At 67.1% G+C, this 20,646-nt stretch carries 23 protein-coding genes; 12 read left to right on the forward strand and 11 right to left on the reverse strand.

The genetic code is table 11. The features are described 5' to 3' along the window. Positions 1-105 precede the first annotated feature (105 nt). A complete protein-coding gene (locus U5914_RS11345; RefSeq protein ID WP_336135879.1) occupies positions 106-828 on the forward strand; it encodes an alanyl-tRNA editing protein in 723 nt (240 codons plus the stop codon). Here U5914_RS11345 and U5914_RS11350 read toward each other — a convergent pair. Together U5914_RS11350 and U5914_RS11355 are read right to left on the reverse strand one after the other, a co-directional pair. Continuing rightward, positions 825-1,130 carry a hypothetical protein gene (locus tag U5914_RS11350; protein ID WP_336135880.1) on the reverse strand — a complete coding sequence of 102 codons (306 nt, stop codon included), beginning with the start codon at positions 1,128-1,130 and terminating at the stop codon, positions 825-827. The genes U5914_RS11345 and U5914_RS11350 overlap by 4 nt on opposite strands. A gap of 166 nt (positions 1,131-1,296) precedes the next feature. After that, on the reverse strand, positions 1,297-1,698 hold the full coding sequence (locus U5914_RS11355) for a CBS domain-containing protein (RefSeq protein WP_336136037.1): 402 nt from the start codon (positions 1,696-1,698) through the stop codon (positions 1,297-1,299). Positions 1,699-1,806: 108 nt separating this feature from the next. Here U5914_RS11355 and U5914_RS11360 point away from each other — a divergent pair, with 108 nt between their 5' ends. The 4 genes from U5914_RS11360 to U5914_RS11375 all read left to right on the forward strand — a co-directional run bounded on the left by U5914_RS11360 (position 1,807) and on the right by U5914_RS11375 (position 6,961). After that, positions 1,807-3,303 carry an AMP phosphorylase gene (locus U5914_RS11360; RefSeq protein ID WP_336135881.1) on the forward strand — a complete coding sequence of 499 codons (1,497 nt, stop codon included), beginning with the start codon at positions 1,807-1,809 and terminating at the stop codon, positions 3,301-3,303. 89 nt (positions 3,304-3,392) lie between these two features. Further along, the gene (locus U5914_RS11365) at positions 3,393-4,667 is read left to right on the forward strand and encodes a Single-stranded DNA binding protein (protein WP_336135882.1); all 1,275 of its coding nucleotides are present in this window, start codon (positions 3,393-3,395) and stop codon (positions 4,665-4,667) included. Further along, positions 4,664-6,226 carry a hypothetical protein gene (locus U5914_RS11370; RefSeq protein WP_336135883.1) on the forward strand — a complete coding sequence of 521 codons (1,563 nt, stop codon included), beginning with the start codon at positions 4,664-4,666 and terminating at the stop codon, positions 6,224-6,226. Before U5914_RS11365 ends, U5914_RS11370 begins: the two co-directional genes overlap by 4 nt. Continuing rightward, positions 6,227-6,961, forward strand: a complete 735-nt coding sequence (locus U5914_RS11375) for a metallophosphoesterase (protein WP_336135884.1) — start codon at positions 6,227-6,229, stop codon at positions 6,959-6,961. It abuts the gene before it with no gap. Positions 6,962-6,972: 11 nt separating this feature from the next. Here the strand turns inward: U5914_RS11375 and U5914_RS11380 are convergent, their stop codons facing one another. Further along, a complete protein-coding gene (locus tag U5914_RS11380; protein WP_336135885.1) occupies positions 6,973-8,037 on the reverse strand; it encodes an aminotransferase class I/II-fold pyridoxal phosphate-dependent enzyme in 1,065 nt (354 codons plus the stop codon). 139 nt (positions 8,038-8,176) lie between these two features. Here U5914_RS11380 and U5914_RS11385 point away from each other — a divergent pair, with 139 nt between their 5' ends. Further along, a complete protein-coding gene (locus U5914_RS11385; RefSeq protein WP_336135886.1) occupies positions 8,177-8,521 on the forward strand; it encodes a DUF5658 family protein in 345 nt (114 codons plus the stop codon). On the opposite strand, the gene U5914_RS11390 is transcribed toward U5914_RS11385, so the two are convergent. Then, a complete protein-coding gene (locus U5914_RS11390) occupies positions 8,518-10,176 on the reverse strand; it encodes an ABC1 kinase family protein (protein ID WP_336135887.1) in 1,659 nt (552 codons plus the stop codon). The two genes, U5914_RS11385 and U5914_RS11390, sit on opposite strands and share 4 nt — an antisense overlap. Before the next feature lie 58 nt (positions 10,177-10,234). Next, positions 10,235-10,582: an Hsp20/alpha crystallin family protein gene (locus U5914_RS11395; RefSeq protein WP_336135888.1), complete on the reverse strand. Its 348-nt coding sequence runs from the start codon at positions 10,580-10,582 to the stop codon at positions 10,235-10,237. 141 nt (positions 10,583-10,723) lie between these two features. On the opposite strand from U5914_RS11395, the gene U5914_RS11400 reads away from it, so the two are divergent. From U5914_RS11400 to U5914_RS11415, 4 genes are all read left to right on the forward strand, one after another. After that, a complete protein-coding gene (locus U5914_RS11400) occupies positions 10,724-10,996 on the forward strand; it encodes a hypothetical protein (RefSeq protein WP_336135889.1) in 273 nt (90 codons plus the stop codon). Positions 10,997-11,075: 79 nt separating this feature from the next. Continuing rightward, on the forward strand, positions 11,076-12,335 hold the full coding sequence (locus U5914_RS11405) for a molybdopterin molybdotransferase MoeA (RefSeq protein WP_336135890.1): 1,260 nt from the start codon (positions 11,076-11,078) through the stop codon (positions 12,333-12,335). Further along, positions 12,328-14,208, forward strand: a complete 1,881-nt coding sequence (locus U5914_RS11410) for a molybdopterin biosynthesis protein (protein WP_336135891.1) — start codon at positions 12,328-12,330, stop codon at positions 14,206-14,208. Before U5914_RS11405 ends, U5914_RS11410 begins: the two co-directional genes overlap by 8 nt. Positions 14,209-14,271: 63 nt before the next feature. Further along, positions 14,272-14,478 (forward strand): hypothetical protein, encoded by a 207-nt coding sequence (locus U5914_RS11415; protein ID WP_336135892.1) that lies wholly within the window; start codon positions 14,272-14,274, stop codon positions 14,476-14,478. Positions 14,479-14,486: 8 nt separating this feature from the next. Here the strand turns inward: U5914_RS11415 and U5914_RS11420 are convergent, their stop codons facing one another. The 3 genes from U5914_RS11420 to U5914_RS11430 form a co-directional block, all read right to left on the reverse strand. Then, a complete protein-coding gene (locus U5914_RS11420) occupies positions 14,487-15,122 on the reverse strand; it encodes an HAD family hydrolase (protein WP_336135893.1) in 636 nt (211 codons plus the stop codon). Positions 15,123-15,345: 223 nt separating this feature from the next. After that, complete coding sequence (gene lwrS / locus U5914_RS11425) at positions 15,346-15,747, reverse strand: LWR-salt protein (protein WP_336135894.1); 402 nt, start codon at positions 15,745-15,747, stop codon at positions 15,346-15,348. Then, positions 15,747-16,025, reverse strand: a complete 279-nt coding sequence (locus tag U5914_RS11430) for a 4a-hydroxytetrahydrobiopterin dehydratase (protein WP_336135895.1) — start codon at positions 16,023-16,025, stop codon at positions 15,747-15,749. Before U5914_RS11430 ends, lwrS begins: the two co-directional genes overlap by 1 nt. A gap of 91 nt (positions 16,026-16,116) precedes the next feature. Here U5914_RS11430 and U5914_RS11435 point away from each other — a divergent pair, with 91 nt between their 5' ends. Then, on the forward strand, positions 16,117-16,431 hold the full coding sequence (locus U5914_RS11435) for a cupin domain-containing protein (RefSeq protein WP_336135896.1): 315 nt from the start codon (positions 16,117-16,119) through the stop codon (positions 16,429-16,431). Positions 16,432-16,525: 94 nt separating this feature from the next. After that, positions 16,526-17,074: a hypothetical protein gene (locus tag U5914_RS11440; protein ID WP_336135897.1), complete on the forward strand. Its 549-nt coding sequence runs from the start codon at positions 16,526-16,528 to the stop codon at positions 17,072-17,074. 29 nt (positions 17,075-17,103) lie between these two features. Here U5914_RS11440 and U5914_RS11445 read toward each other — a convergent pair whose 3' ends face one another. From U5914_RS11445 to U5914_RS11455, 3 genes are read right to left on the reverse strand one after another with little or no spacing between them, the layout of a single operon-like run. Further along, positions 17,104-17,685: a VIT1/CCC1 transporter family protein gene (locus tag U5914_RS11445; RefSeq protein ID WP_336135898.1), complete on the reverse strand. Its 582-nt coding sequence runs from the start codon at positions 17,683-17,685 to the stop codon at positions 17,104-17,106. A 5-nt stretch (positions 17,686-17,690) separates the two neighbouring features. After that, entirely contained in the window at positions 17,691-17,978 is a 288-nt protein-coding gene (locus U5914_RS11450; RefSeq protein WP_336135899.1) for a DUF211 domain-containing protein, read from the reverse strand. Between the two features lie 47 nt (positions 17,979-18,025). After that, entirely contained in the window at positions 18,026-20,617 is a 2,592-nt protein-coding gene (locus U5914_RS11455; protein WP_336135900.1) for a calcium-translocating P-type ATPase, PMCA-type, read from the reverse strand. Positions 20,618-20,646 lie beyond the last annotated feature (29 nt).

Here is a 20,646-nt window from a genome sequence, read left to right on the forward strand (position 1 = left end):
TGAACATGGATTGACACCAACATATAAGTTCACTGGCCAAGGGCGGCCCGTCGCCGGTTCGCGAGGGACCGACCGCTTTTGCAATCGGAAGCACAACGGGTAGGCATGAGCGACCTGCTGTATCTCCCCGACAGCGACGACGTGACAACGTTCTCGGCGACGGTCACGGAGGCGACACCGGAGTACATCGTCCTCGATGGCACTTACTTTTATGCCGAAGGCGGCGGCCAGCCCGCCGACCACGGCGTCATCGAGTGGGACGGCGGGCGAGCCGAAATCGGCGACGTTCGAAAGAATCACGGGGACGTTCGACACCGAATCGAATCACTGGAGGGCGAAGTCCCGACTGAGGGAACCACCGTCGAGGCCGAAATCGACGCCGACCGCCGCGGGAAACTGACCCGGATGCACACCGCCCAACACGTCCTCTCGCGGGTCGTCCTCGACGAGTACGGCGCCGAGACGGCGGGCAATCAGGTCTACGAGGACCGCTCGCGCATCGATTTTGAACCGGCGAACTTCGATGCCGACGACATCGCCTTTATCGAGGACCGCACCAACGAGGTGATAGCGCGCGGCCTCTCGGTCACCAAGGAGAACCGGCCACGCGAACAGGTTGAGGCGAACGTCACGGAGGGGCGGGCGCTGCTGGACCTGATTCCGGATTCGGTCGACCCGCTTCGAGTCGTCGAGATAGAGGGATTCGATATGTGCCCGTGTGGCGGCACGCACGTCGACTCCCTCGACGATATCGGCCGCGTCGAGGTCATCGACGACACCTCGAAGGGCGCCGACGTCCACCGCATCGAGTTCGAACTCGTCGATTAGGCGTTCAGCGACTCCATCGCGGCGGGGTTCTCCCAGAGTTCGTGGAGCGTGCCGGCCGCGAGGAACCGGGTCGGCGCGGTGACCCACTCGCTGGTGGCGGGGTCGTCGGGTGCCGGACAGTCGGTCGTGTGCCACCACGCGACGTAGCGGCCGTCGTCGAGACGCGCGGTCGGGTAGGCCTCCGTCTCGACGAGGATGTCGATGCGGGTGTCGGCTTCGACGGCCGGGACCTCCGTCTCGTCGGCGTCGAGACTGACCTCTATCGGCACGCTATCCGCCGGGTCGGTCTCTATGGGCGACATTGTCGGGGAGGGAACCTTGGCCGACGAACTACAAAAAGCCCCGTCGGGCAGGCGTCTGACGTTTGGGGAACCCGAACGGGCCGACTCATACGGATTATCGTAGTCTTTTACCGGTCATCGTCAGTGCGCATCGGCGATGACCGGTAAATCGTTACAGGAATCCGTATCAGGCCGGGCGAGACTGCAACCGCGCGACGTAGGTGGTGAGGTCCGTCGTCGTGATGATGCCGATGACGCCCTCCGTCTCGTCGACGACGGGGAGGTGGTGGACGCCCTGTTCGAGCATCAGGTCGGCGGCCTCCTCGATGGGGGTCTGTGCGGTGGTGGTGACGACATCGCTGCTCATGTAGGACGAGACCGGCGTCCGGTCCTTGGGCTTCCGCTCGCTGACGATGCTGACGAAGTCGGTCGAGGTGAGAATCCCCTCGAGACCGTTGTTCTCGTCGACGACGAGCACCGACCCGATGTCGTTGTCGATCATCAGTTCGGCGGCGTCCTCCACGAGCGTGTCGGGCGAGACCGTCTTCAGTTCCGAGGACATCAATCGGGCGACGAAGATATCGTCCATCATACCACTCTTCTGTGTCGCCGAGTGTTAAGCATTATCAATGTTGCAAGACCCTCGCATACCGGATGCGGAGGTGGTTCTTAAGCCGTCGGGGATGGAAATCGGCGTATGCACCTCTCGGTCGAGTCGATCGATATCGGCACCAAGCGCCCGGTCGTCCTGCTCAACAGCGCCGACGCGGAGACGCTGGGCGCCCACGCCCTCGACCGCGTCGAGATACGCTGGGACGGGACCACCGAGGTCGGCATCGTGAAGATTACCGACGAACTGGTCGAGGCGGGAACGCTCGGCGTCACGCACGGACTCAGGCGGCCGCCGGCGGACGTCGAGGTAACCACCGCGCCGCCGCCGCGTTCCGTCGAGAGCATCAAGCGAAAACTCGACGACGAGGAACTCGACGACGTGGAACTCGAAGCCATCGTCGCCGACATCTACGACGACCGACTGTCGGACCTCGAACTCTCGGCGTACATCTGTGGTGCCCACACGAACGGGTTCTCCCTCGAGGAGACGAAGGCGCTGACCGAACACATGTCCGCGGTCGGCGAGACACTCGACTGGAACCAGCCCATCGTCGCCGACAAACACTCCATCGGCGGCGTCGCCGGTAATCGCGTCACCCCAATCGTCGTCCCCATCGCCGTCGCGGCGGGGCTGACCGTGCCGAAGACGTCCTCGCGAGCGGTCACCTCGCCGGCCGGCACCGCCGATACGATGGAGGTCTTCTGTTCCGTCGAGTTCTCGCTGTCCGAAATCCGGGATATCGTCGCGGACGTCGGCGGCTGTATGGTCTGGGGCGGCGCGGTCGACCTCTCGCCGGTCGACGACAAGATAATCCGGGCCCAGAACCCCCTCTCGGTCAATCCGCCGGGACAGACCATCGCCTCGGTCCTCTCGAAGAAGCAGTCGGCCGGGTCGAGCCACATCATCGTCGACGTACCCTACGGCGAGGGCGCGAAGGTGACCAACCTCGATGCCGCCCGCGAACTCGCGACCGATTTCAAACGCGTCGGCGACCATCTCGGCCTCAGGGTCGAGTGTGCGATTACCCGTGGAACCGACCCGGTAGGCCACGGCATCGGGCCCGTCCTCGAGGCCCGTGACGTCCTCGCGGTCCTCGAAGGGGAGGGTCCCGATGGCCTGCGTCTGAAGAGCCTTCGTCTCGCCGACATCCTCCTCGAGATAACCCGCGAGGACGGGGCCGACATCGCCGACGCCTCGGCGGCCGAACTCCTCGATTCCGGGGCCGCGCTCGAAACGTTCCGTGAAATCGTCGCCGCACAGGGCGGCGACCCCGACGTCTCCCGGTCGGACCTCCAGCCCGCCGACCGGACCGAGACCGTCGTCGCGAGCCGCGACGGCATCGTCACCGACGTTGCCAACCCCAAGGTCAGCGAACTGGCCCGACGGGCGGGCGCGCCGTCTGACGTGGGGGCCGGCCTCGAACTGCACCGGTCGACGGGCGATACCGTCGCCGCGGGCGACGAACTCTACACGATTCACGCCGAGGCGGAGACCAAACTCGGCTACGCCCGCGAGTACGCGGCGGAGAACACCATCGTCCGCATCGGCGGCCGGGACGAGGCGCTCGTCGAGCGAGTATAAAAGGTGGCCGTCCGTCGGTCGACGGGCACAGCGACGACGGGAGCCATCGGCGCGAACGCTTTTGGGCTCCCCTGTCCAACGTCCGTTCGATGAGCTTAGACGATGCTGCCGAGGAACTCGCCTCCAGCCTCGGCGTAGACAAAGCGGAGGTCAAAGAGGACTTGGAGAAGCTCGTCTCGTACTCGGTGCCGATGGACGAGGCGAAACAGAGCCTGCGCCGGAAATACGGCGACGGCGGCGGTGGTGGCGGCGGTGACGAACCACCCGAGACCGACGTGGGTGACATCGAACCCGACATGGGCAACGTCACCGTCACCGCGCGCGTGCTGACGGTCGGCAAGCGCTCCATCCGCTACGAGGGCGAAGACCAGACCATCTTCGAGGGGGAGTTGGCCGACAAGACCGGCCGCATCTCCTACACCGCGTGGACCGACTTCTCGCTGTCGCCCGGCGACACCATCACCGCGGGCAACGCGGGCGTCCGCGAGTGGGAGGGCGAACCCGAACTCAACCTCGGGGAGTCGACGACGGTCACCCTGCGCGACGAACCGCTCGAAGTGCCCTACGAAATCGGCGGGGAACGCGACCTGCTCGACCTCGAACCCGGTGACCGAGGTCGGACGGTCGAGGTGAAAGTCGTCGAAGTCGAATCGAAAACCATCGACGGCCGCGACGGCGAGACCGAAATCCTCAGCGGCGTGCTCGGCGACGAAACCGCTCGCCTTCCCTTCACCGACTGGGACCCCCACGACGAAATCGTGGAAGGCGAATCCGTCCGCCTCGAAGACGTCTACGTCCGCGAGTACCGGGGCGTTCCCTCGGTGAACGTCACGGAGTTTTCGACGGTCGAACCCGCCCCCGAGGTCGACGTCAGCGACTCGGCGACCCGGATGACCGTCGGCGAGGCCGTCGGTGCCGGCGGCGTCTTCGACGTGGAACTGGTCGGCAACGTCATCGAGGTCCGGGACGGCTCCGGCCTCATCCAGCGGTGTCCGGAGTGTGGCCGCGTCGTCCAGAACGACCAGTGTCGGAGCCACGGCGAGGTCGACCCCGAGGACGACATGCGCGTGAAGGCCATCCTCGACGACGGGACGGACACCGTCACCGTCGTCCTCGGCCGCGAGTTGACCGAGGAGATCTACGGTGGCACGCTCGAAGAGGCCTTAGAACACGCTCGCGATGCGATGGACCGCGAAGTCGTCGCCGACGACATCAGCGAAAAACTGGTCGGCGGCGAGTACCGCGTCCGCGGGGCGCTGTCGGTCGACGAGTACGGTGCGAACCTCGATGCCGAGGCGTTCGCCGAGAGCGACGACGACCCCGAGTCGCGCGCCCGCGACCTGCTGGCGGAGGTGGGCGCATGAGCGACTCCGGCCCCGGCCGGCGGGAGGTCGCGTACAGACTCTTCGCCGCCGAGTTCGACGACGCGGAGTTCTCCTACAGCGAAAGCGACGAGGAGCGCGCGCCGAACTACGTCGTCACGCCCACGGGCGCACGCGTCAACCGCCTTTTCGCGGTCGGCGTCCTCACGGAAGTCGACGACGTCAACCCCGAGATGGTTCGCGGCCGCATCGTCGACCCGACCGGCGCCTTCGTCAGTTACGCCGGCCAGTACCAGCCCGAGGCGCTGGCCTTTCTCGAACGTGCCGAGCCGCCGACCTTCGTCGCCCTCTCGGGGAAGGCTCGAACCTTCGAACCCGACGACGGCGACCAGATATACACGTCGGTCCGGCCGGAATCGGTCAGCGAAGTCGACGCCGAGACCCGGGACCGCTGGGTCGTCACGACGGCCGAACGGACCATCGACCGCATCGGCGTCATGGCTTCGGCCATCGAGGCCGAACTGAGCGGCGACCAGTTGCGCGCCGCGCTAATCGAGGAGGGCGTCGACGAGCGCCTCGCAGACGGCGTCGCGCTCGCGCTGGATTACTACGATACGACGCCCGCCTACCTCGAAGCCCTCCGGGAGACCGCTCTCGATGCCGCCCGCGTCGTCGCGGGCGAACGCGAGGAGGTCCGACGCCTCGATGTGTCCCCGAGCGAGGGGATGGGCGATGCGAGCGACCTCGCGACGCTCGACCTGTCGGGTGCCCCCTCGCCGTCGACCGCGGCCGCCGCGGCCGGCGTCGACGAGGAGGGCGCGGTCGAAGCGACGAGCGAACCGGAGGCCGGAGCGGAGCCGGTCGAGGAATCGACCGAGCCCGATACCGACGAGTCGGCCGAAGCCGAAGCATCCGAACCCGCCGACGAGACGGCCGAATCGGACGTCTCCGAGACGGCTACGGAAGCCGAATCGGCCCCGGAAGCGGAGCCGGAACCCGAACCCACCGAAGAAGCCGAACCCGAACCGACCGACGCGACGGCAGGAACCGAAGCCTCGGAATCGGTCGAGAAACCCGGTGAATTCGAGGCCGACGAGGAGGTCCGCGAGGAGGTCGAGGAGGAACTGGAGGACTTCGACCCCGGGGAGTTCGACCTCGACGAGGAGACCCGCGAACAGGTCGAGGAGGAGTACGGCACCGAGTTCTCGACGGCCGACGAGGTCGAGGAAGCCGACATCGAGACGCCGGACGCTGAAACTGACGTCGAGGAAGGCGGCACCGAACCGGAGGCGGAAACCGCCGAATCAGAGTCGCCCGAAGCGGCGGCGGGAGGAGAACCGGAACCCGAGGCCGAACCCGATGCGGAACCGGCCGAGGAAGCCGTACCGACGGCCGACACCGGCGAGGTCGACCTCGAAGACGCCGTCATGGAGACGATGGAGGAACTCGACGAGGGCGACGGCGCCGACCACGACGAACTCGTTGACTCGCTCGTCGAATCCCACGGCGTCGCCGCCGACGAGGTCGAAGAGGCGATTCAGGACGCCCTCATGAGCGGCCGGTGTTACGAGCCCTCGGACGGCACGCTCAAGTCCATCTGAATGATAGAGCCGGTGCCCGGCCAGCCGGCCGCAATCGCCGACTGCGGGTCGGAACGCGCCCTCGTCGTCGCCGACTACCACGCCGGCATCGAGGTGGGCCTCCGCCGGGACGGCGTCGAACTGCGGAGCAACGCCGAGACGCGGCGCGAGCGTCTCCTCCGCTTGCTGGTCGAGACCGACGCCGACCGCGTCGTCTTTTTGGGTGACCTTGCGGATGCCATCGGCGAACCGACCGGCGCCGAGCGCATCGAACTGGAGACGCTGTTGAAGACGGTTACCGAACGCGTCCCGGTCACGATAACGAAGGGCAACCACGACGGGAGTATCGAGGCCGTCACTGATGGGATATCCGACGTGACCGTGGTCGACGGTCCCGGAACCCGAATCGGCGACGTGGGGTTCTGTCACGGCCACACGTGGCCCGCCGAGGAGGTTGCTGCCGCACCGGCGCTGTGTACCGCCCATGAACACCCGCAGGTCCGACTCGAAGACGAGGTGGGCGGCAGTCGCACCGAGCGCGTCTGGCTCCGGGGCGGTATCGACCCCGCGGGATTTCCCGACTACGACGCGGTGGGCGACCGGATGGTCGTCTGCCCGGCGTTCAACGACCGCTCGGGCGGCACCTTCGTCAACGAAGCCGACGGCTTTCTCTCCCCGTTTCTACCCGACGGACTGGCCGACGGCGAGGCCTATCTGCTCGACGGGACGCGTCTCGGCTATTATAAGAGTATATAAAACGAGCGGCCTCAGGCGTGCCGCTGGAGGAACGAACCCACGCGGGCCAGCCCGTCGACGAGTTCCTCCTGCGGGAGTCCGAAGCCGATGCGGAACCAGTCGGGGCGGTCGAAGGCCTCCCCCGGCGCGAGGACGACCGATTCGGCTTCGACGAGGCTCCGACAGAAGGACTCCCCCCCGGCGAATCCCTCGGGAACCTCGACGAAGGCGTTGGTGCCGCAGTCGGGGGCCGACCACGAGAGGTCGTGTTCCTCGAGGAACTCGACGACCACTTCCCGGTTCGCGGCGGCGTGCTCGCGGTTCTCGGCGAGTAGTTCCTCGCGGCGGTCCCACGCCTGTCGGGCGACGTGCTGGCCGAACTTCGAGGGCGAGATGGTGGTGTAATCCTTCCAGTTCTCGACGGCGGCGACGACGGCGGTCGGTCCACAGAGCCAGCCGAATCGGAGACCGGCGAGGCCGAAGGACTTCGAGACGCCCGCCGTCGAGATGCCATACCGGCCGAAGCTCGCGACTGGCGGCATCGGGTCCTCGTCGAGTAGGCGGTAAACCTCGTCACAGAGCAGGTAGGTGCCGTTGTCCGCACAGACCTCGTAGAGAGCGCGCATGGACGCCTCGTCGTGGGAGCGGCCGGTGGGGTTGTTCGGGTTGTTGACGACGACGAGGTCGGTGTCGGGGCGAATCGCCTCGGCGACCGATTCGACGTCGAGGGTCCAGTCGGGGTCCGAGAGTGGGACGTCGGTCGTTTCGGCGAGGGCGGCGGGTATCGCCGAGAGCGACCCGTAGGTCGGCGTCACGACGACGGCGTGGGAATCGACCACGGAGAGGAAGGCGAGGAAGTTGGCCTCCTGTGTCCCGCAGGTGAAGACCGTCTCCTCGGCGCTTCGGTCGTGGTGGGCGCCGATGGTCTCGCGGAACTCGGGGTCGCCGGCGGTGGGGATGACGTAGCCCAACTCCCCGGGGTCGGTATCGAAGCGGCCCGCGTCGAGGGGGCGAACGCCGCTTTCGGCGAGCATGATGTCGGCGTCGGCTTCCACCTCGGCGAACCAGCGTTCGAGGGCGAACGGTTCGATGCGCATATCGGAGGGTCGGCGGGCGGCCTCAAAAGGGCGCCGTCCGAGGCTCGGGTGCCCGACGAGCGCGGAAACCACTCGTTACCGCCGCGTCTCGACGGGTAAGCTGGATGTTACAATGGCTATCTCCGGCGTAGCTGGGGCCATGAGTCACCGCGAACCGGCCGTGGGAAGCGGTCCCGGATTCGACGTGATGGGGTTGTGGGCCATCGCCCTCCTCTGTTTCGGCGCCGGCGACGTGGTGACGACGACTGTCGGCCTCCGGCTTGGAGGTGTCATCGAAGTCCAGCCGCTTGCCGCCCAGCTATTCCGCTATTCCGCCCTCGGGGCGATGCTCGGCCTGAAGGTAGCGGTCTTCGGAGGATGCTACGTCCTCTGGAGACGCGTTCCGGAGCCCCACTGCGTGGGTGTTCCGCTGGGGTTGGCGACGCTCGGGGTGGTCGTCGTCGCGTGGAACGTCCACGTACTGGTCCTCGCGGTGGGCGTCTAGTCCTCGTCCTGCCGTTCGCGCATGGCCTGTCGCGTGAACTGCGGCTTGGCGCGGATGCCGCGGCGTTTGCGGAACGAGCGCCACAGCAAACCTATCAGGAGCGTCGACCCGGCCGCCGCGACCGCCGTCGCTTCGAGGGTGGCAAAGGCGTACAGAACCGTCGTCGCCAGTAGGCCGGCCGACAGCAACATGCCGAGAACGAGCCGTTTGGCCAGCTTTTCGAGCGGTTGGTCGTTTTCGAGTTCGACGCCGACGCTTACGTCACCGCGGTCGACCCGGTCCAGCGTGGATTCGAGTTTCGGCGGGACGCGAACCAGCGATTCGCCGAGGTGCTGGAGTTCCTCGCCGCGGCCTTCGAGGTAGCCGCGGGCGCTTTCCTCGAGGACGCCCTCGTCGCGGAGGTAGTCGGTGGCGACGGCGATGAAGTCGAAATCCGGGTCCAGCGTCACGCAGACGCCCTCGACGACCGTCGCGACGCGCAACACCAGCGCGAGGTTCGGGGGCAACCGCAGCGGGAAGTCGTAGATGGTGTCCTCGACCTGCTCGATGATCTGCTGGACGCGGTACTGTTCGATGTCCTCGCCGCGGGCGTCGGCGATGGCCAACTCCATGACGTTGGACATGACCTCGCGGTCGGCCTCGGGGCTGAGCGTCCCCATCTCGATGAGCGTATCGAGGATGGCGTCGGTGTCCTGTCGGGCGACGGCCAGATAGAAGTCGACGATCTTCTCCTGAATGAACGGGTCGACCCGGCCGGACATGCCGAAGTCGTAGAAGACGATGGTTCCGTCGTCCTGGACCGCGAGGTTGCCGGGGTGGGGGTCGGCGTGGAAGACGCCGTCGTCGATTATCATCTGGAGGTAGACGCGCTGGAGCGTCTTCGCCAGTTGCGTCCGGTCGACGCCGAGGTCGTCGAGGTCGTCGAGTTCCGATATCTTCGTCCCCTTCACGTACTCCATGGTCAGCACGCGACGGGTCGACAGCTCCGAGAGGGCGACGGGCACGCGGACGTTGGGGTTGTCTCCGAGGTTCTCGCCGATCTCTTCGAGCATGCGGCGCTCCCGCTCGTAGTCCATCTCCTCGCGGATGGTCTTCTCGAACTCGTCGGCCAGCGTCTCCAGCGAGAACGAGCGCGTCTCGCTGACGAAGCGCATCAGGACCGGCAGCGACCAGCGGATGACCCGAAGGTCGGCCTCGACGAGGTCCTCGATGTTCGGTCGGCGCACCTTGACGGCGACCCGTTGGCCGTCGAGTTCGCCGACGTAGACCTGCCCGAGGCTGGCGCCGCTTATCGGGTCGGTGTCGAACTCGTCGAAGACCTCCTCGACGGGCCCGAGTTCCGCTTCGAGGACCGTCCGACTTTCTTCCCACGGCGCCGGCGGCACGTCGTCCTGCAGGCTCTCGAACACCTCGATGTACTCGGGCGGCAACACGTCCGGCCGCGTCGAGAGCAACTGCCCCAGTTTGACGAACGTGGGGCCGAGTCGGACCAGCGAATCCAGCAGCGATTCGGCCCGCTCGCGTCGCGTTTCGGTCGAAACCGTCCGGCTGGGCCCGAAGAGGAGGTATCGGTTGCGGTCACGGGCGTAGGCGAGCAGCAGGGGGAGGAACTGGTAGGCGACGACGAAGAACCGTCGGTAGGCGCGCAGCGTCACGGAAACACCTCACGATTCGGCGTGGTCGTCCCGGTTGCCCTCGACCGCGTTTCCCGACTCACGAGACGGGGATGTGCTGGCCGTCCTCGTCGGCCGATTTCGGGAGGCGAATCGTGAGGACACCTTTCTCGACGTCCGCGTCGGCGCCGCCGCCGGTCACGTCGGAGGGCAGCGGGAGTTCGGCATCGAGGAACAGCGACCGCTCCTCGGTGACGTACCGGAACGCCCGCGGCACGTCCTTCTCCCGTCGGGCTTCGATGCGAAGGCGGCCGTCCTCGAGGCGAACGTCGACGGTGTCTTCGGTCGCCCCCGGAAGGTCGATGACGAGCAGATAGGCTTCGTCGCTCTCCAGCAGGTCGGCGAAAACCGTCTCCGGGAGCTCTCCCAACGCCTCGCGAAGTTGCATGGGCACCGCTAGGGTCGCTGGAGCGTTAAAATCCTCGGTGGCGGACAACGACACGATTCGCCGCGGACCCGCCGCGCGTCGGCGAGTCAGCCATCGACATCCCCGGAAGACACTTATAACCCCATGACAATTATTAGCATGATGGCTAGAGCCAGTCGCCCGATGTCGGGGGCTCCACGTGGCCCCGTCATTCACAACGAGGGACCGTCGACGGCGACCGTTCGGATCGTCGTCAGTGCGGCGGGCGTATCGACGGAGACGGTCAGGCTCGCCCCCGGGGAGACTCACGCGCTCGCCGAACCAATCGAGTCGGCCGTCGAGGTTCACACCCACGACGGGATGGCGACGGCGTCCGGGGGCGACGACCCGCTTTTCGTCGTCCGGGACGGCAGCGTGATGGTCGCGCCGAACTGATACGGATGACGGCGGCCGACGCGAGAGTCGGCGTGCTGCGGAGTCACCCTTTTTCACCCCTGCATCCCCAGTGTGGGGTATGAGCGACGTACGCGAATCGGGGTTCAAAGAGCGGACGCGGGTCGACGCGGCCCGCGAGAAACTGCTCGATATCGCCCCGATAGACCGAACCGAACGGGTGTCCCTGTCGGTCTGCGATGGCCGAACGCTGGCGGCACCCATCGATGCCGCCCGGAACGTGCCCCACTACCCGCGGGCCGCGATGGACGGGTGGGCGGTCCGCGCCGAGGACACCTTCGGCGCCTCCGACCGCTCGCCGGCCGTCCTGCGTCCCGGCGATTCAGTCGGGCCCGATACCGCGACGCGGGTCCACACCGGCAGTGAACTCCCCGAGGGTGCCGACGCCGTCGTCATGGTCGAACAGACCGAGCAACTCGCCGGCGAACTGGAGGTCTTCGACGCCGTCGCCGAAGGCGAGAACGTCGCGCCCGTCGGCGAGGACGTCGAGGCGGGCCAGCGCCTCTACGAGGCCGGCCACCAGTTGCGACCCTCCGACCTCGGCCTGTTGAAGGCGACCGGCATCGACGAGGTCGATGTCGTCGCCGAACCCGAGGTCGCCGTGATTCCGACCGGCGAGGAACTCGTCCAGTCCGACCCCGCCCCCGGCGAGGTCATCGAGACGAACCGGTTTACGATATCGCGACTCGCCGAGCGGTGGGGCGCCGACGTGACCCGGCGCAATATCGTTACCGACAACCACGAGGCGCTGCGCGCGGCCGTCCAGCGGGACCTGACCCGCGACGTGGTGGTCACGACCGGCGGTTCGTCGGTGGGCGAGCGGGACCTCATCCCCGAAGTCGTCGACGAGTTGGGCGAGATACTCGTCCACGGCGTCGCACTCAAGCCCGGCCATCCCGTCGCGCTGGGGCGCGTCGAAGACACCACGGTCGTCATGCTGCCGGGCTATCCCGTCGCGGCCATCGTCAACGCCGTCCAGTTCCTGCGTCCTCTTATAAAGTATCTCGGCCGGATGCCGCTGAATCCACCGCCGACGCGGGAGGCGACGTTGTCCCGGAAGATACGGAGCGAACCCGGCGTGCGGACGTTCGTGCGGGTGACGCTGGAGGAAAGCGTGTCGCCACACGACACGGAAGAATCGAGCGGTGAGCACGGCGAACCGCGAGACACGGGTCTCGAAGCCACGCCCACTCGCGCCAGCGGGTCGGGCGTCCTCTCCAGCGTCGCGCTGGCCGACGGCTGGGTCGTCGTCGAGGAAAGCCGGGAGGGGATTCCCGAAGACGAAACCGTCGCGGTCCAAAACTGGGAGTACCATGAATAGAAAGCAGTTCCGCGACCTGGCCGACCCCGAAGAGGCCCACGCGGCCATCGCCGACCTCGACCTCCGGCCCGACGACGAGACGGTCCCGCTGCGAGAGGCGCGCGGCCGCGTCCTCGCCGAGCGGGTCGACGCCGACCTCGACGTGCCGGGCTTCGACCGCGCGAGCGTCGACGGCTACGCGCTCCGCGCCGAGGATACCTTCGGCGCCGACGAAGCCGACCCGAACCGACTCGAGTTGGTCGGCGAAGTCCACGCCGGCGCCGAACCCGACGTGGAAGTGGGCGCTGGCGAATGTGCCGAAATATCGACGGGTGCCGTTCTGCCGCCGGGCGCCGATGCCGTCGTTATGGTCGAGCGAACTGACCGAGAGGACGATACCGTCCTCGTGCGCACCTCGCTCGCGCCGGGCGACCGCGTGATGTTCGCGGGCGCGGACGTGGCCGCCGGGGAGCGCGCACTCGGGCCCGGCACCGTCCTGACGCCGCGGGAAATCGGCCTGCTGTCGGCGCTGGGCGTCGACCAGGTGGCGGTTCGCGGCAAGCCCACGGTCGGCATCATCTCGACGGGCGACGAGTTGGTCCGGCCCGGCGACTCCTTAAATAGCGACGCGGGCGAGATTTACGACGTCAACAGCTACACGACCGCGACGGCGGTCGAAGAGGCCGGCGGCGAGGCGAAACTCTACCCCCACGCCGGCGACGACTACGAGGCGATGGAGTCGGCCCTCAGGGAGGCCGCCGAGGAGTGTGACCTCGTGCTCTCCTCGGGGTCGACCTCCGCGTCCGCGGTCGACGTTATTTACCGCGTCGTCGAGGAGACGGGCGAACTCCTGTTGCACGGCGTCGCGGTCAAGCCCGGCAAGCCGATGCTCGTCGGCCGCCTGAAGGGCTCGGCCTACGTCGGTCTGCCGGGCTATCCCGTCTCGGCTTTGACCATCTTCCGGACGTTCGTCGCGCCCGCCATCCGTGAGGCCGCCGGCCTGCCCGACCCCAAGACGGCGACCATCGAGGGCGCGATGGCGGTCCGCGAACGGTACAGCGAAGGCCGACTTCGGTACATGCCCGCCGGCCTCGTAGAGGACGGTGAGGGGAACACGCTCGTCTACCCCGTCGACAAGGGCAGCGGCGCGACGACGAGCCTCGTGGAGGCCGACGGCGTCGTCGCCGTCCCGCCGGACGTGGAGTATCTCGACGAGGGCGAACGCGTCGAGGTCCAGTTGTTCTCGACGGAGGTGCGCGCGCCCGCGGTCTTCGGCGCTGGCGAGGACGACCCCGCGCTCTCACGGGTGCTCGATAGCGTCGACCGACCACGGTATCTCTCGGTCGGCGCGCGGCAGGGCCTCCGCCGGCTCCGGGACGGCGTGACGGACGTTGCCGTCACGACCGATGAGATGGAACCCGACGGCGCGGTCGAGTTGGGCGGCTGGAGCCGCGAGTGGGGGCTGGTCGTGCCCGCCGGCAACCCGCAGGACATCGACGGCCTCGCCGACCTCGTAGACGAGGACGTTCGGTTCGTCAACCGGACGACCGACGCCGGCCTGCGGACGACGCTCGGTAACGCCGTCGCCGACCTCGCCGACGAGCGGGGCGTCGACCGCCACGACCTCGTCGAGGCCATCGACGGCTTCGACTTCGCGGTTCGGGCCCACGAATCGCCCGCTCGGAAGGTGCTTGCGGGGAAGGCCGACGCCGGGCTCGGCCTCCGGGCGACCGCCGAGCGCCTCGGGATGGGCTTCGTGTCCTGCGGCGAGGAAGCCGTCCGCGTTTTCGCTGCCGAAGACCGGGCCGACAAACCCGGCGTTCGCTCGCTTGCCGACGCCGTCGACGGTGCCGAGTCCGTCCTCGCGGACCTGCCGGGGTACGAAGCCCGATAGTCGATACCCGTCCAGGACCGCACGACCTATACTTTTAACGCGCTTCGGCGTGACCGTCCTATCATGTCCTGTGACCACGACCTCGACGCCGAATACCTGCACCCGGGTGACGTCGACATCCTCGAATTCCACGAGGAGAACGATGAACTCCACGTCAAACTGGCGCTACCGTGTCCCGAGTGCAGCGAGGCGCTCGAACTCGATGCGAAAGTCGAGAGCGTCGAAGAAGGCGACTTCGAACTGCCGCTGTCGGACGAACTCTACGACTAACCCCGCTTCTACGACCCGGAAACGAGTTCGTCGACGCGTTCGAGGCGGTGGTCGCCGACGACGCACATCCCGCGCCGTTCGTGGCCGTGGCGCTCGACGTGTGCACCGTCGAGGCCGGCGTTCCACGCCGCGCCGACGTCCTGCGGGCCGTCGCCGACGAGGACGCCCTCGCCGTCGTCGGCGCCGGCGGCGTGAAGCGCCATGTTGACCGGCTCCGGGTCGGGTTTCCAGCCGGTTTCCTCGGTGCAGCAGACGACGGCGTCGAACCAATCGCGGATGTCGAGCGTATCGAGGACCGGGTCGGTGAGGTACTCCTGACAGTGGGTGACCAGCACCGTCGGTTCGTCGAGGTCGCCCACGACGGCCGCGTCGTCGTAGAGGTAGGTCGCCTCGGCGCGGGCCCGAGGGTCTTCCTCGGCGTGGAAGGCGTCCCAAAAGGTCTCGGTGTCGACGCCCCACGCCTCCAGTTGGTCGTTCCGGAAGCCGCCGAGGCCGTGCCAGATGGCGTCGGCCTGCTCGTCGGTGAAGCCGTAACCGATGCGGTCGCCGACGCGGTCGAAGACGTCGTAGACGTAGTCGGGTTCCACGTCGATGAGCGTGCCGTCGAGGTCGAACGCCCAGTAGTCGTATGGCGGTGCGGTCATAGGGGAGATAAATAGGCGATTGGTTGTTAAGTGCTTTCGGGAACGTTGAAAGACAGTCGTCGATTAGTCGATGACTTCTGCGGCGGCGTAGGGTACACCACACCAGTCGGACGCCCTCTTATTCGGCGACGGTCTAGTCGTCGCTTCGGGCTTCGGTTCGGAGTACTGGTAATCTCCGTTTAATCGGGCGGTGTCGCCGACGCGGCAGGCAAGCCGCCAGTACCTACTCCCGGACGTGGACGCGCGAGCCGAGGTACTTCTTGACGACTTCAGCCGCGTCGTCGGCCTTGAAGGCGTCGAGGTGGTCGCCTATCTCGGCCTTTAAATCCTCGTAATACGCCTCGCTGGCCCGCAACTCGCGGAACTCGATGGACCGGACCTCCATGCCGAGGGCCTCCTCGGCCAGTCGACGGGTGTGTTCGTAGTTGTTTATCTCGCCGCGCCAGAGGTTGTCCCGGAAGAACATCCAGCCGTCCTCGCCCGGTTCGGCCGCGGCCTTGTGCATCGTCGTCTCGGTGATAGCTGGGTCGAGCCACACGTCCGGGGCCTCGGCGTCGAGATACAGTTGGACCTTGAAGACGTACTCCGCGTCGGACCCGGAGTCGCCATCTGTGGCGCTGGCCATCAGTCCGCGAGTTCGTTGAACCGCTCGGCGAGGTCGATGTCTTTTTCGGTGATACCCCCGGCGTCGTGGGTCGTCAGGCGCACCTCGACCTCCTGCCAGCCGATGGTCATCTCGGGGTGGTGGAAGGCTTCCTCGGCGAGGCCGCCCGCGCCGGCGGCGAAGCCGACGCCCTCCAGATACGACTCGAAGCCGAAGGTGCGGACGATTTCGTCGTCTTCGCGGTGCCAGCCGTCGGGGAGCTGTGCTTCGATTTCGTCGTCGGATAGCAGGTCGCTCATGGGTGAAGGGTCGCGCGCCGACCCGATAAAACCACGCGCGTTTATAAGCACGTGCGGACCGATTTATACGGGTCGCGCCGAAACGGCCGGTATGACGATGAACGAACTGCCCGACGTACGCCCCGAGGAGGGCGAAGTGGAGACAGCCGAACTCGTCGTCGAGGACGACGTGCTCGTGAAACTGTTCGCGCTCGGCCCCGGCGGGGCCTTCGACCCGCACGTCCACGACGACTGCGAGAACGTCTTCCACCTGCTGGAAGGCGAGGTCGTCGTCACGCAGGACGGCCGCGAGGAGACGGTGACGGCGCCCGCCGTCGTCCACAACACCCGCGGCGTCGAACACGGCGCGCGAAACGAAAGCGACGAGCGAGCCATTCTGACGGCGAGTCTCTGTCCGTTGCCGTGACGCGATAGCGAGCGGGTAGAACCTCACTACGGACCGTTCAAACGACTCTTTGAGCTTCGAGATAGCTTATGCCGTCCCGGTCGAACGGTCGGATATGAACCGCCGAAGCCTCATCGCCGGTGCGGGCGCCGCGCTATCGGCCCCGCTCGTCGGTCGGCTCCCGGTTCCCGCGGGCGCCACTCACGACCGAACCGACGATGGCGCCGACAGCCCCGACCTCGATTCCTTCGACCCGACGGCGGTACGGACGGAACTCGCCGTCGGGAGCCGTGAAGGCGTCGCCGACCCGGAGGCCAACCGACCGCACGGCGTGTCGGTGTGGAACGCGATGCCCGACGTTTCGACCGTCGAGGTTCGCATCGTCGATGTGGCCGACGACCGAGTCGTCCTCGAACTCACCACGAAACTGGCGGCCGACGCTGCCGTCGAGTTCTCGCTGCTGGAGCCGTCAGCCTATCGACTCGACGTTCGAGTGCCGGCGATGGATGCGCGCGAAACGGTCGAGGTTTCGCGGTCGTGGTTCGACTGTAACGGTTCCTCGACGCAGGTCGGCGTCTTCGAGGACGGCCGAATCGACTCCCGAACGGTCACCACGCTGCTGGAGTGTGCGGACGTGACGGTTTCGGAAACGCCGTCGGAGTAGTATTTAAAAACGACAGGGAATGGCCGCGCTCACCCCGGAAGGAAGAGGTTGATGAGGGCGACGACCAGTCCGGCCAGACCCATCCGGACCGCGGCGACGTACCACCGCTGGCCCGAAATCGAGCCCATGTACGCGCCGAAGGTTCCCAGCACGCCGATTCCCAAGCCGACCGCGATGACCGCGGCCATCTCCATCGTGAAAAGGGTGCCCTCGAACACGAACGGCGTCAGGGGAACGATGATGCCGATGATGGGGCCGAGGCCGCTCAGGGTCGCGTGCAGGAGCCGGGCACCCCGCTGTTCCCGCTGGACGCGAGTGTCGTCGAGGTCCACGAGCATCGCCCGTTCGATGCGTTCGATTTCGGCGCGGGTCTCGGCGCGTTCGATCTCCCAGACGCTCCAGACCGCCGACGTGCCGAGTCCGACCGCGGCCCCGAGGCCGATTTTGATGACGGTGATGCCGTCGGGAATCCCCGAAAGCACGGCGCCGACGATGATGCCGATGCTCGTCAGCGTCCCGTCGAACCCGTTCGAGATGAAGTACCGGCGCGAAATCGCGAGGACGTCCTCTTTCCCGAGGAGTCGCCGCAAGCGTCGCCGAATCGAGGACACGGAACTCAGTCCTGGAAGGTGACGCGGTCGGTGACGATGTGCTCCCCGGAACTCACCTGATCGATGGAGTGGACCGCCCCGCCGAGGTTCTCGACGGTCTCCTCGATGGCCGCGAAATCCACGTCAGCGCCCTCGAAGGTCAGTTTGACGTTCTGGACCTCCTTGTCGAGTTCGATGAGCGAGGCCGTCACCGCCTCAACGCTCTCGATCTCGGCGACGTGGTCGGTAAACTCGATTAGCGGCGGGTCGTGCGGTTTCAGTACGTCGATGACGAGACGCCGGACGGGTGCCATACACCGATATGGGTCGGAATCCCCTAAAAACGTCCGTCGGGGGCGTCTCAACGGTCGGCGTTTCCGGTGGGTCCGGCGAACGGGACGAACCGCTTGATAGCGAGGACGACGGCGAGATAGCCGGGGAGCGCGACGAGGAGGACGGCACCGAGGAGTCCCCAGTCGGCGAGGCCGAGCGGCACCGTCCCGAAGTAGTCGGCCAGCGGCGTGTAGAGCACCGCGAGGTGGAGCAGAAGCGACATCGCGACCGCGACCGCGAGCCACGGGTTCGAGAACGTCGGGGTCTCACGGAGCCAGCGGATGACGTACAGTTTCTCGAATTCGAGAGCCACGAAGCCGGTGAACACCATCGTCATGGCATACGGCGTGATGGCCGCCGCACCACCGAGGGTGTAGAACATCAACCCGAGCATGACGGCGGTCGAGACCGTCCCCGCGCCGCCGATGAGCGCGAGCATTCGCCGGTCGATGATTCCCTGTTCGGGGTCCCGCGGGGGCCGCTCCATCACGTCGCCGCTCTGTGGGTCGGCACCGAGTGCCAGCGCCGGCAGTCCGTCGGTAAGCAGGTTTATCCACAGCAACTGGACGGCCGGCAACACGAGGTAGCCGAACAGCGACGCCAGGAAGACGATAGTCACCTCGGCGATGTTCGCACTGAGCAGGTAGGCGACGAACTTCCAGACGTTGTCGAAGATGGCCCGGCCGCGCTCGACGGCCCGCTCGATGGTCGAGTAGTTGTCATCGAGGAGTATCACGTCGCTGGCGTGTTTGGCCACGTCGGTTCCGCGCATGCCCATCGCGACGCCGACGTCGGCGTTCTTCAGGGCTGGGGCGTCGTTGACCCCGTCGCCCGTCATCGCGACGACGTGGTCGTTCGCCTGCAGGGCACGCAGGATGCGCACCTTGTGTTCCGGTGAGGTGCGGGCGAACACGTCGACTGATTCGACGCGCTCCCGGAGGGTCTCCTCGTCCATCTCCTCGATTTCGCGGCCCTCCATCACCTCCTGTCCCATCCCGAGCGACGACGCGATGGCCGCGGCGGTGCGGACGTTGTCGCCGGTCACCATCTTCACGTCGATGCCGGCGCGCCGGGTCGCCGCGAGGGCGTCGGCGACCTCCGCTCGCGGGGGGTCGATCATCCCGACCAGTCCGACGAACACGAGGTCGCTTTCGATGTCTTCTGGGTCCTCGGCGTACGCGATGGCCAGCACGCGGAGCGCGTCGTCCGCGAACGTTCCGACCTGCTCGCGGATGCGTTCGGCCGCCTCCGAGGTGAGGTCGGCCGGTCCGTCGGCGGTCAGCACGCGCGAGGAATTCGAGAGGACGACCTCCGGGGCCCCCTTGACGTAGCCCACGTCGTCGTGGACGGTTCCCATCCACTTCCGCTCCGAGGAGAAGGGAATCTCGTCGGTCCGGGGGTTGTCCTCGCGCAACGCCTCGATATCGAAGCCGTAGTCGTCGGCCGCCGCGACGATGGCTTGCTCGGTCGGGTCGCCTTCTTCGAGGGTCGCGTCGTTGCAGAGCGCGCCGGCCCGGAACAGCAACTCGACCCGTTCGTCCGTCGGCTCGGCCTCGTCCTCCTTGCCGCCGAGGTCGAGGACGGCGTCGTCGACCCACACCTTGCTGACGCTCATCCGTCCCTCGGTGAGCGTCCCCGTCTTGTCGGTGCAGATGACGTCGACCGAGCCCAGCGCCTCGACAGCGGGTAGGCGGCGGACGAGCGCGTTCTCGTCGGCCATCGTTCGCACCCCGAGTGCGAGCGTCAGGGTCACCACGGCCGGAAGGCCCTCGGGGACGGCGGCGACCGCCAGCGATACCGCCGTCAGACCGGCCTGAATGAGGGGCGTTCCCCGGAGCAACAGCAGTGGAATGACGAGTGCAGCCAACACGACCACGCCGAGGCCGAGTCGGCGACCGAGTCCGTCCAGTTCCCGCTGGAGGGGCGTTTCGGTCTCCTCGGTGGCCGCCAGTTCCGCCGCGATGGACCCGACCTCGGTCTCCATCGCGGTCGCCGAGGCGACGGCGACGCCGCGTCCCCGGGAGACGTTCGTCCCCTTATATACCATGCTCGTGTGTTCGGCCAGCGGTGCGTCCGACTCGACCGGTTCCGGGGACTTCGAGACCGGTTCGCTCTCGCCCGTGAGCGAGGCCTCGTCGACCTCGAGGTCGGTCTCCGCGAGCAGTCGGCCATCCGCGGGGACGACGTCGCCGCTTTCCAGTTCGAAGACGTCGCCGGGGACGACGTCCGTCGCGTCGACGTCGACCGACTCCCCGTCCCGGCGGACGGTCGCCGTCGGCGCGGCCAGTTCCCGAAGCGCCTCGAGGCTCTGCTCGGCGCGGTAGTCCTGTACGAACCCGAACACCCCGTTGGCGACGACGATGACGGCGATGAGAACGGCGTCGACGAGGTAGCCGGCCCACACCGAGACGGCCGCCGCGGCCAGCAGGACCCAGATGAGGACGCTGTCGAACTGCACGAGGAAGATGTCCAGCGCCGTGCGCTCGCTGGCCCGGGTTACCTCGTTCTTTCCGTGTTCGTCGAGTCGCTGTCGGGCCTCCTCCGGCGACAGCCCCGAGTCGGTCGTCTCGTAGGCGGACAGGACAGAATCCGCCGACTGGCTCTGTGGGTCTTCGACCACTACTCGACTGTCGCGCCCACGCCTAATGG

It is taken from the genome of Natronomonas amylolytica (genome assembly GCF_037031205.1).
Classification (GTDB): domain Archaea; phylum Halobacteriota; class Halobacteria; order Halobacteriales; family Haloarculaceae; genus Natronomonas; species Natronomonas amylolytica.

What these genes read in the sequence shown, in the direction of transcription:
- U5914_RS11420 (WP_336135893.1), bottom strand. Translation starts at nt 15,122, where the DNA reads ATGACCGCACCGCCATACGACTACTGGGCGTTCGACCTCGACGGCACG.
- U5914_RS11355 (WP_336136037.1), bottom strand. Translation starts at nt 1,698, where the DNA reads ATGGACGATATCTTCGTCGCCCGATTGATGTCCTCGGAACTGAAGACG.
- U5914_RS11370 (WP_336135883.1), top strand. Translation starts at nt 4,664, where the DNA reads ATGAGCGACTCCGGCCCCGGCCGGCGGGAGGTCGCGTACAGACTCTTC.
- U5914_RS11365 (WP_336135882.1), top strand. Translation starts at nt 3,393, where the DNA reads ATGAGCTTAGACGATGCTGCCGAGGAACTCGCCTCCAGCCTCGGCGTA.
- U5914_RS11360 (WP_336135881.1), top strand. Translation starts at nt 1,807, where the DNA reads ATGCACCTCTCGGTCGAGTCGATCGATATCGGCACCAAGCGCCCGGTC.
- U5914_RS11410 (WP_336135891.1), top strand. Translation starts at nt 12,328, where the DNA reads ATGAATAGAAAGCAGTTCCGCGACCTGGCCGACCCCGAAGAGGCCCAC.
- U5914_RS11345 (WP_336135879.1), top strand. Translation starts at nt 106, where the DNA reads ATGAGCGACCTGCTGTATCTCCCCGACAGCGACGACGTGACAACGTTC.
- U5914_RS11415 (WP_336135892.1), top strand. Translation starts at nt 14,272, where the DNA reads ATGTCCTGTGACCACGACCTCGACGCCGAATACCTGCACCCGGGTGAC.
- U5914_RS11430 (WP_336135895.1), bottom strand. Translation starts at nt 16,025, where the DNA reads ATGAGCGACCTGCTATCCGACGACGAAATCGAAGCACAGCTCCCCGAC.
- U5914_RS11350 (WP_336135880.1), bottom strand. Translation starts at nt 1,130, where the DNA reads ATGTCGCCCATAGAGACCGACCCGGCGGATAGCGTGCCGATAGAGGTC.
- lwrS (WP_336135894.1), bottom strand. Translation starts at nt 15,747, where the DNA reads ATGGCCAGCGCCACAGATGGCGACTCCGGGTCCGACGCGGAGTACGTC.
- U5914_RS11380 (WP_336135885.1), bottom strand. Translation starts at nt 8,037, where the DNA reads ATGCGCATCGAACCGTTCGCCCTCGAACGCTGGTTCGCCGAGGTGGAA.
- U5914_RS11440 (WP_336135897.1), top strand. Translation starts at nt 16,526, where the DNA reads ATGAACCGCCGAAGCCTCATCGCCGGTGCGGGCGCCGCGCTATCGGCC.
- U5914_RS11400 (WP_336135889.1), top strand. Translation starts at nt 10,724, where the DNA reads ATGGCTAGAGCCAGTCGCCCGATGTCGGGGGCTCCACGTGGCCCCGTC.
- U5914_RS11375 (WP_336135884.1), top strand. Translation starts at nt 6,227, where the DNA reads ATGATAGAGCCGGTGCCCGGCCAGCCGGCCGCAATCGCCGACTGCGGG.
- U5914_RS11435 (WP_336135896.1), top strand. Translation starts at nt 16,117, where the DNA reads ATGACGATGAACGAACTGCCCGACGTACGCCCCGAGGAGGGCGAAGTG.
- U5914_RS11405 (WP_336135890.1), top strand. Translation starts at nt 11,076, where the DNA reads ATGAGCGACGTACGCGAATCGGGGTTCAAAGAGCGGACGCGGGTCGAC.
- U5914_RS11385 (WP_336135886.1), top strand. Translation starts at nt 8,177, where the DNA reads ATGAGTCACCGCGAACCGGCCGTGGGAAGCGGTCCCGGATTCGACGTG.
- U5914_RS11395 (WP_336135888.1), bottom strand. Translation starts at nt 10,582, where the DNA reads ATGCAACTTCGCGAGGCGTTGGGAGAGCTCCCGGAGACGGTTTTCGCC.
- U5914_RS11450 (WP_336135899.1), bottom strand. Translation starts at nt 17,978, where the DNA reads ATGGCACCCGTCCGGCGTCTCGTCATCGACGTACTGAAACCGCACGAC.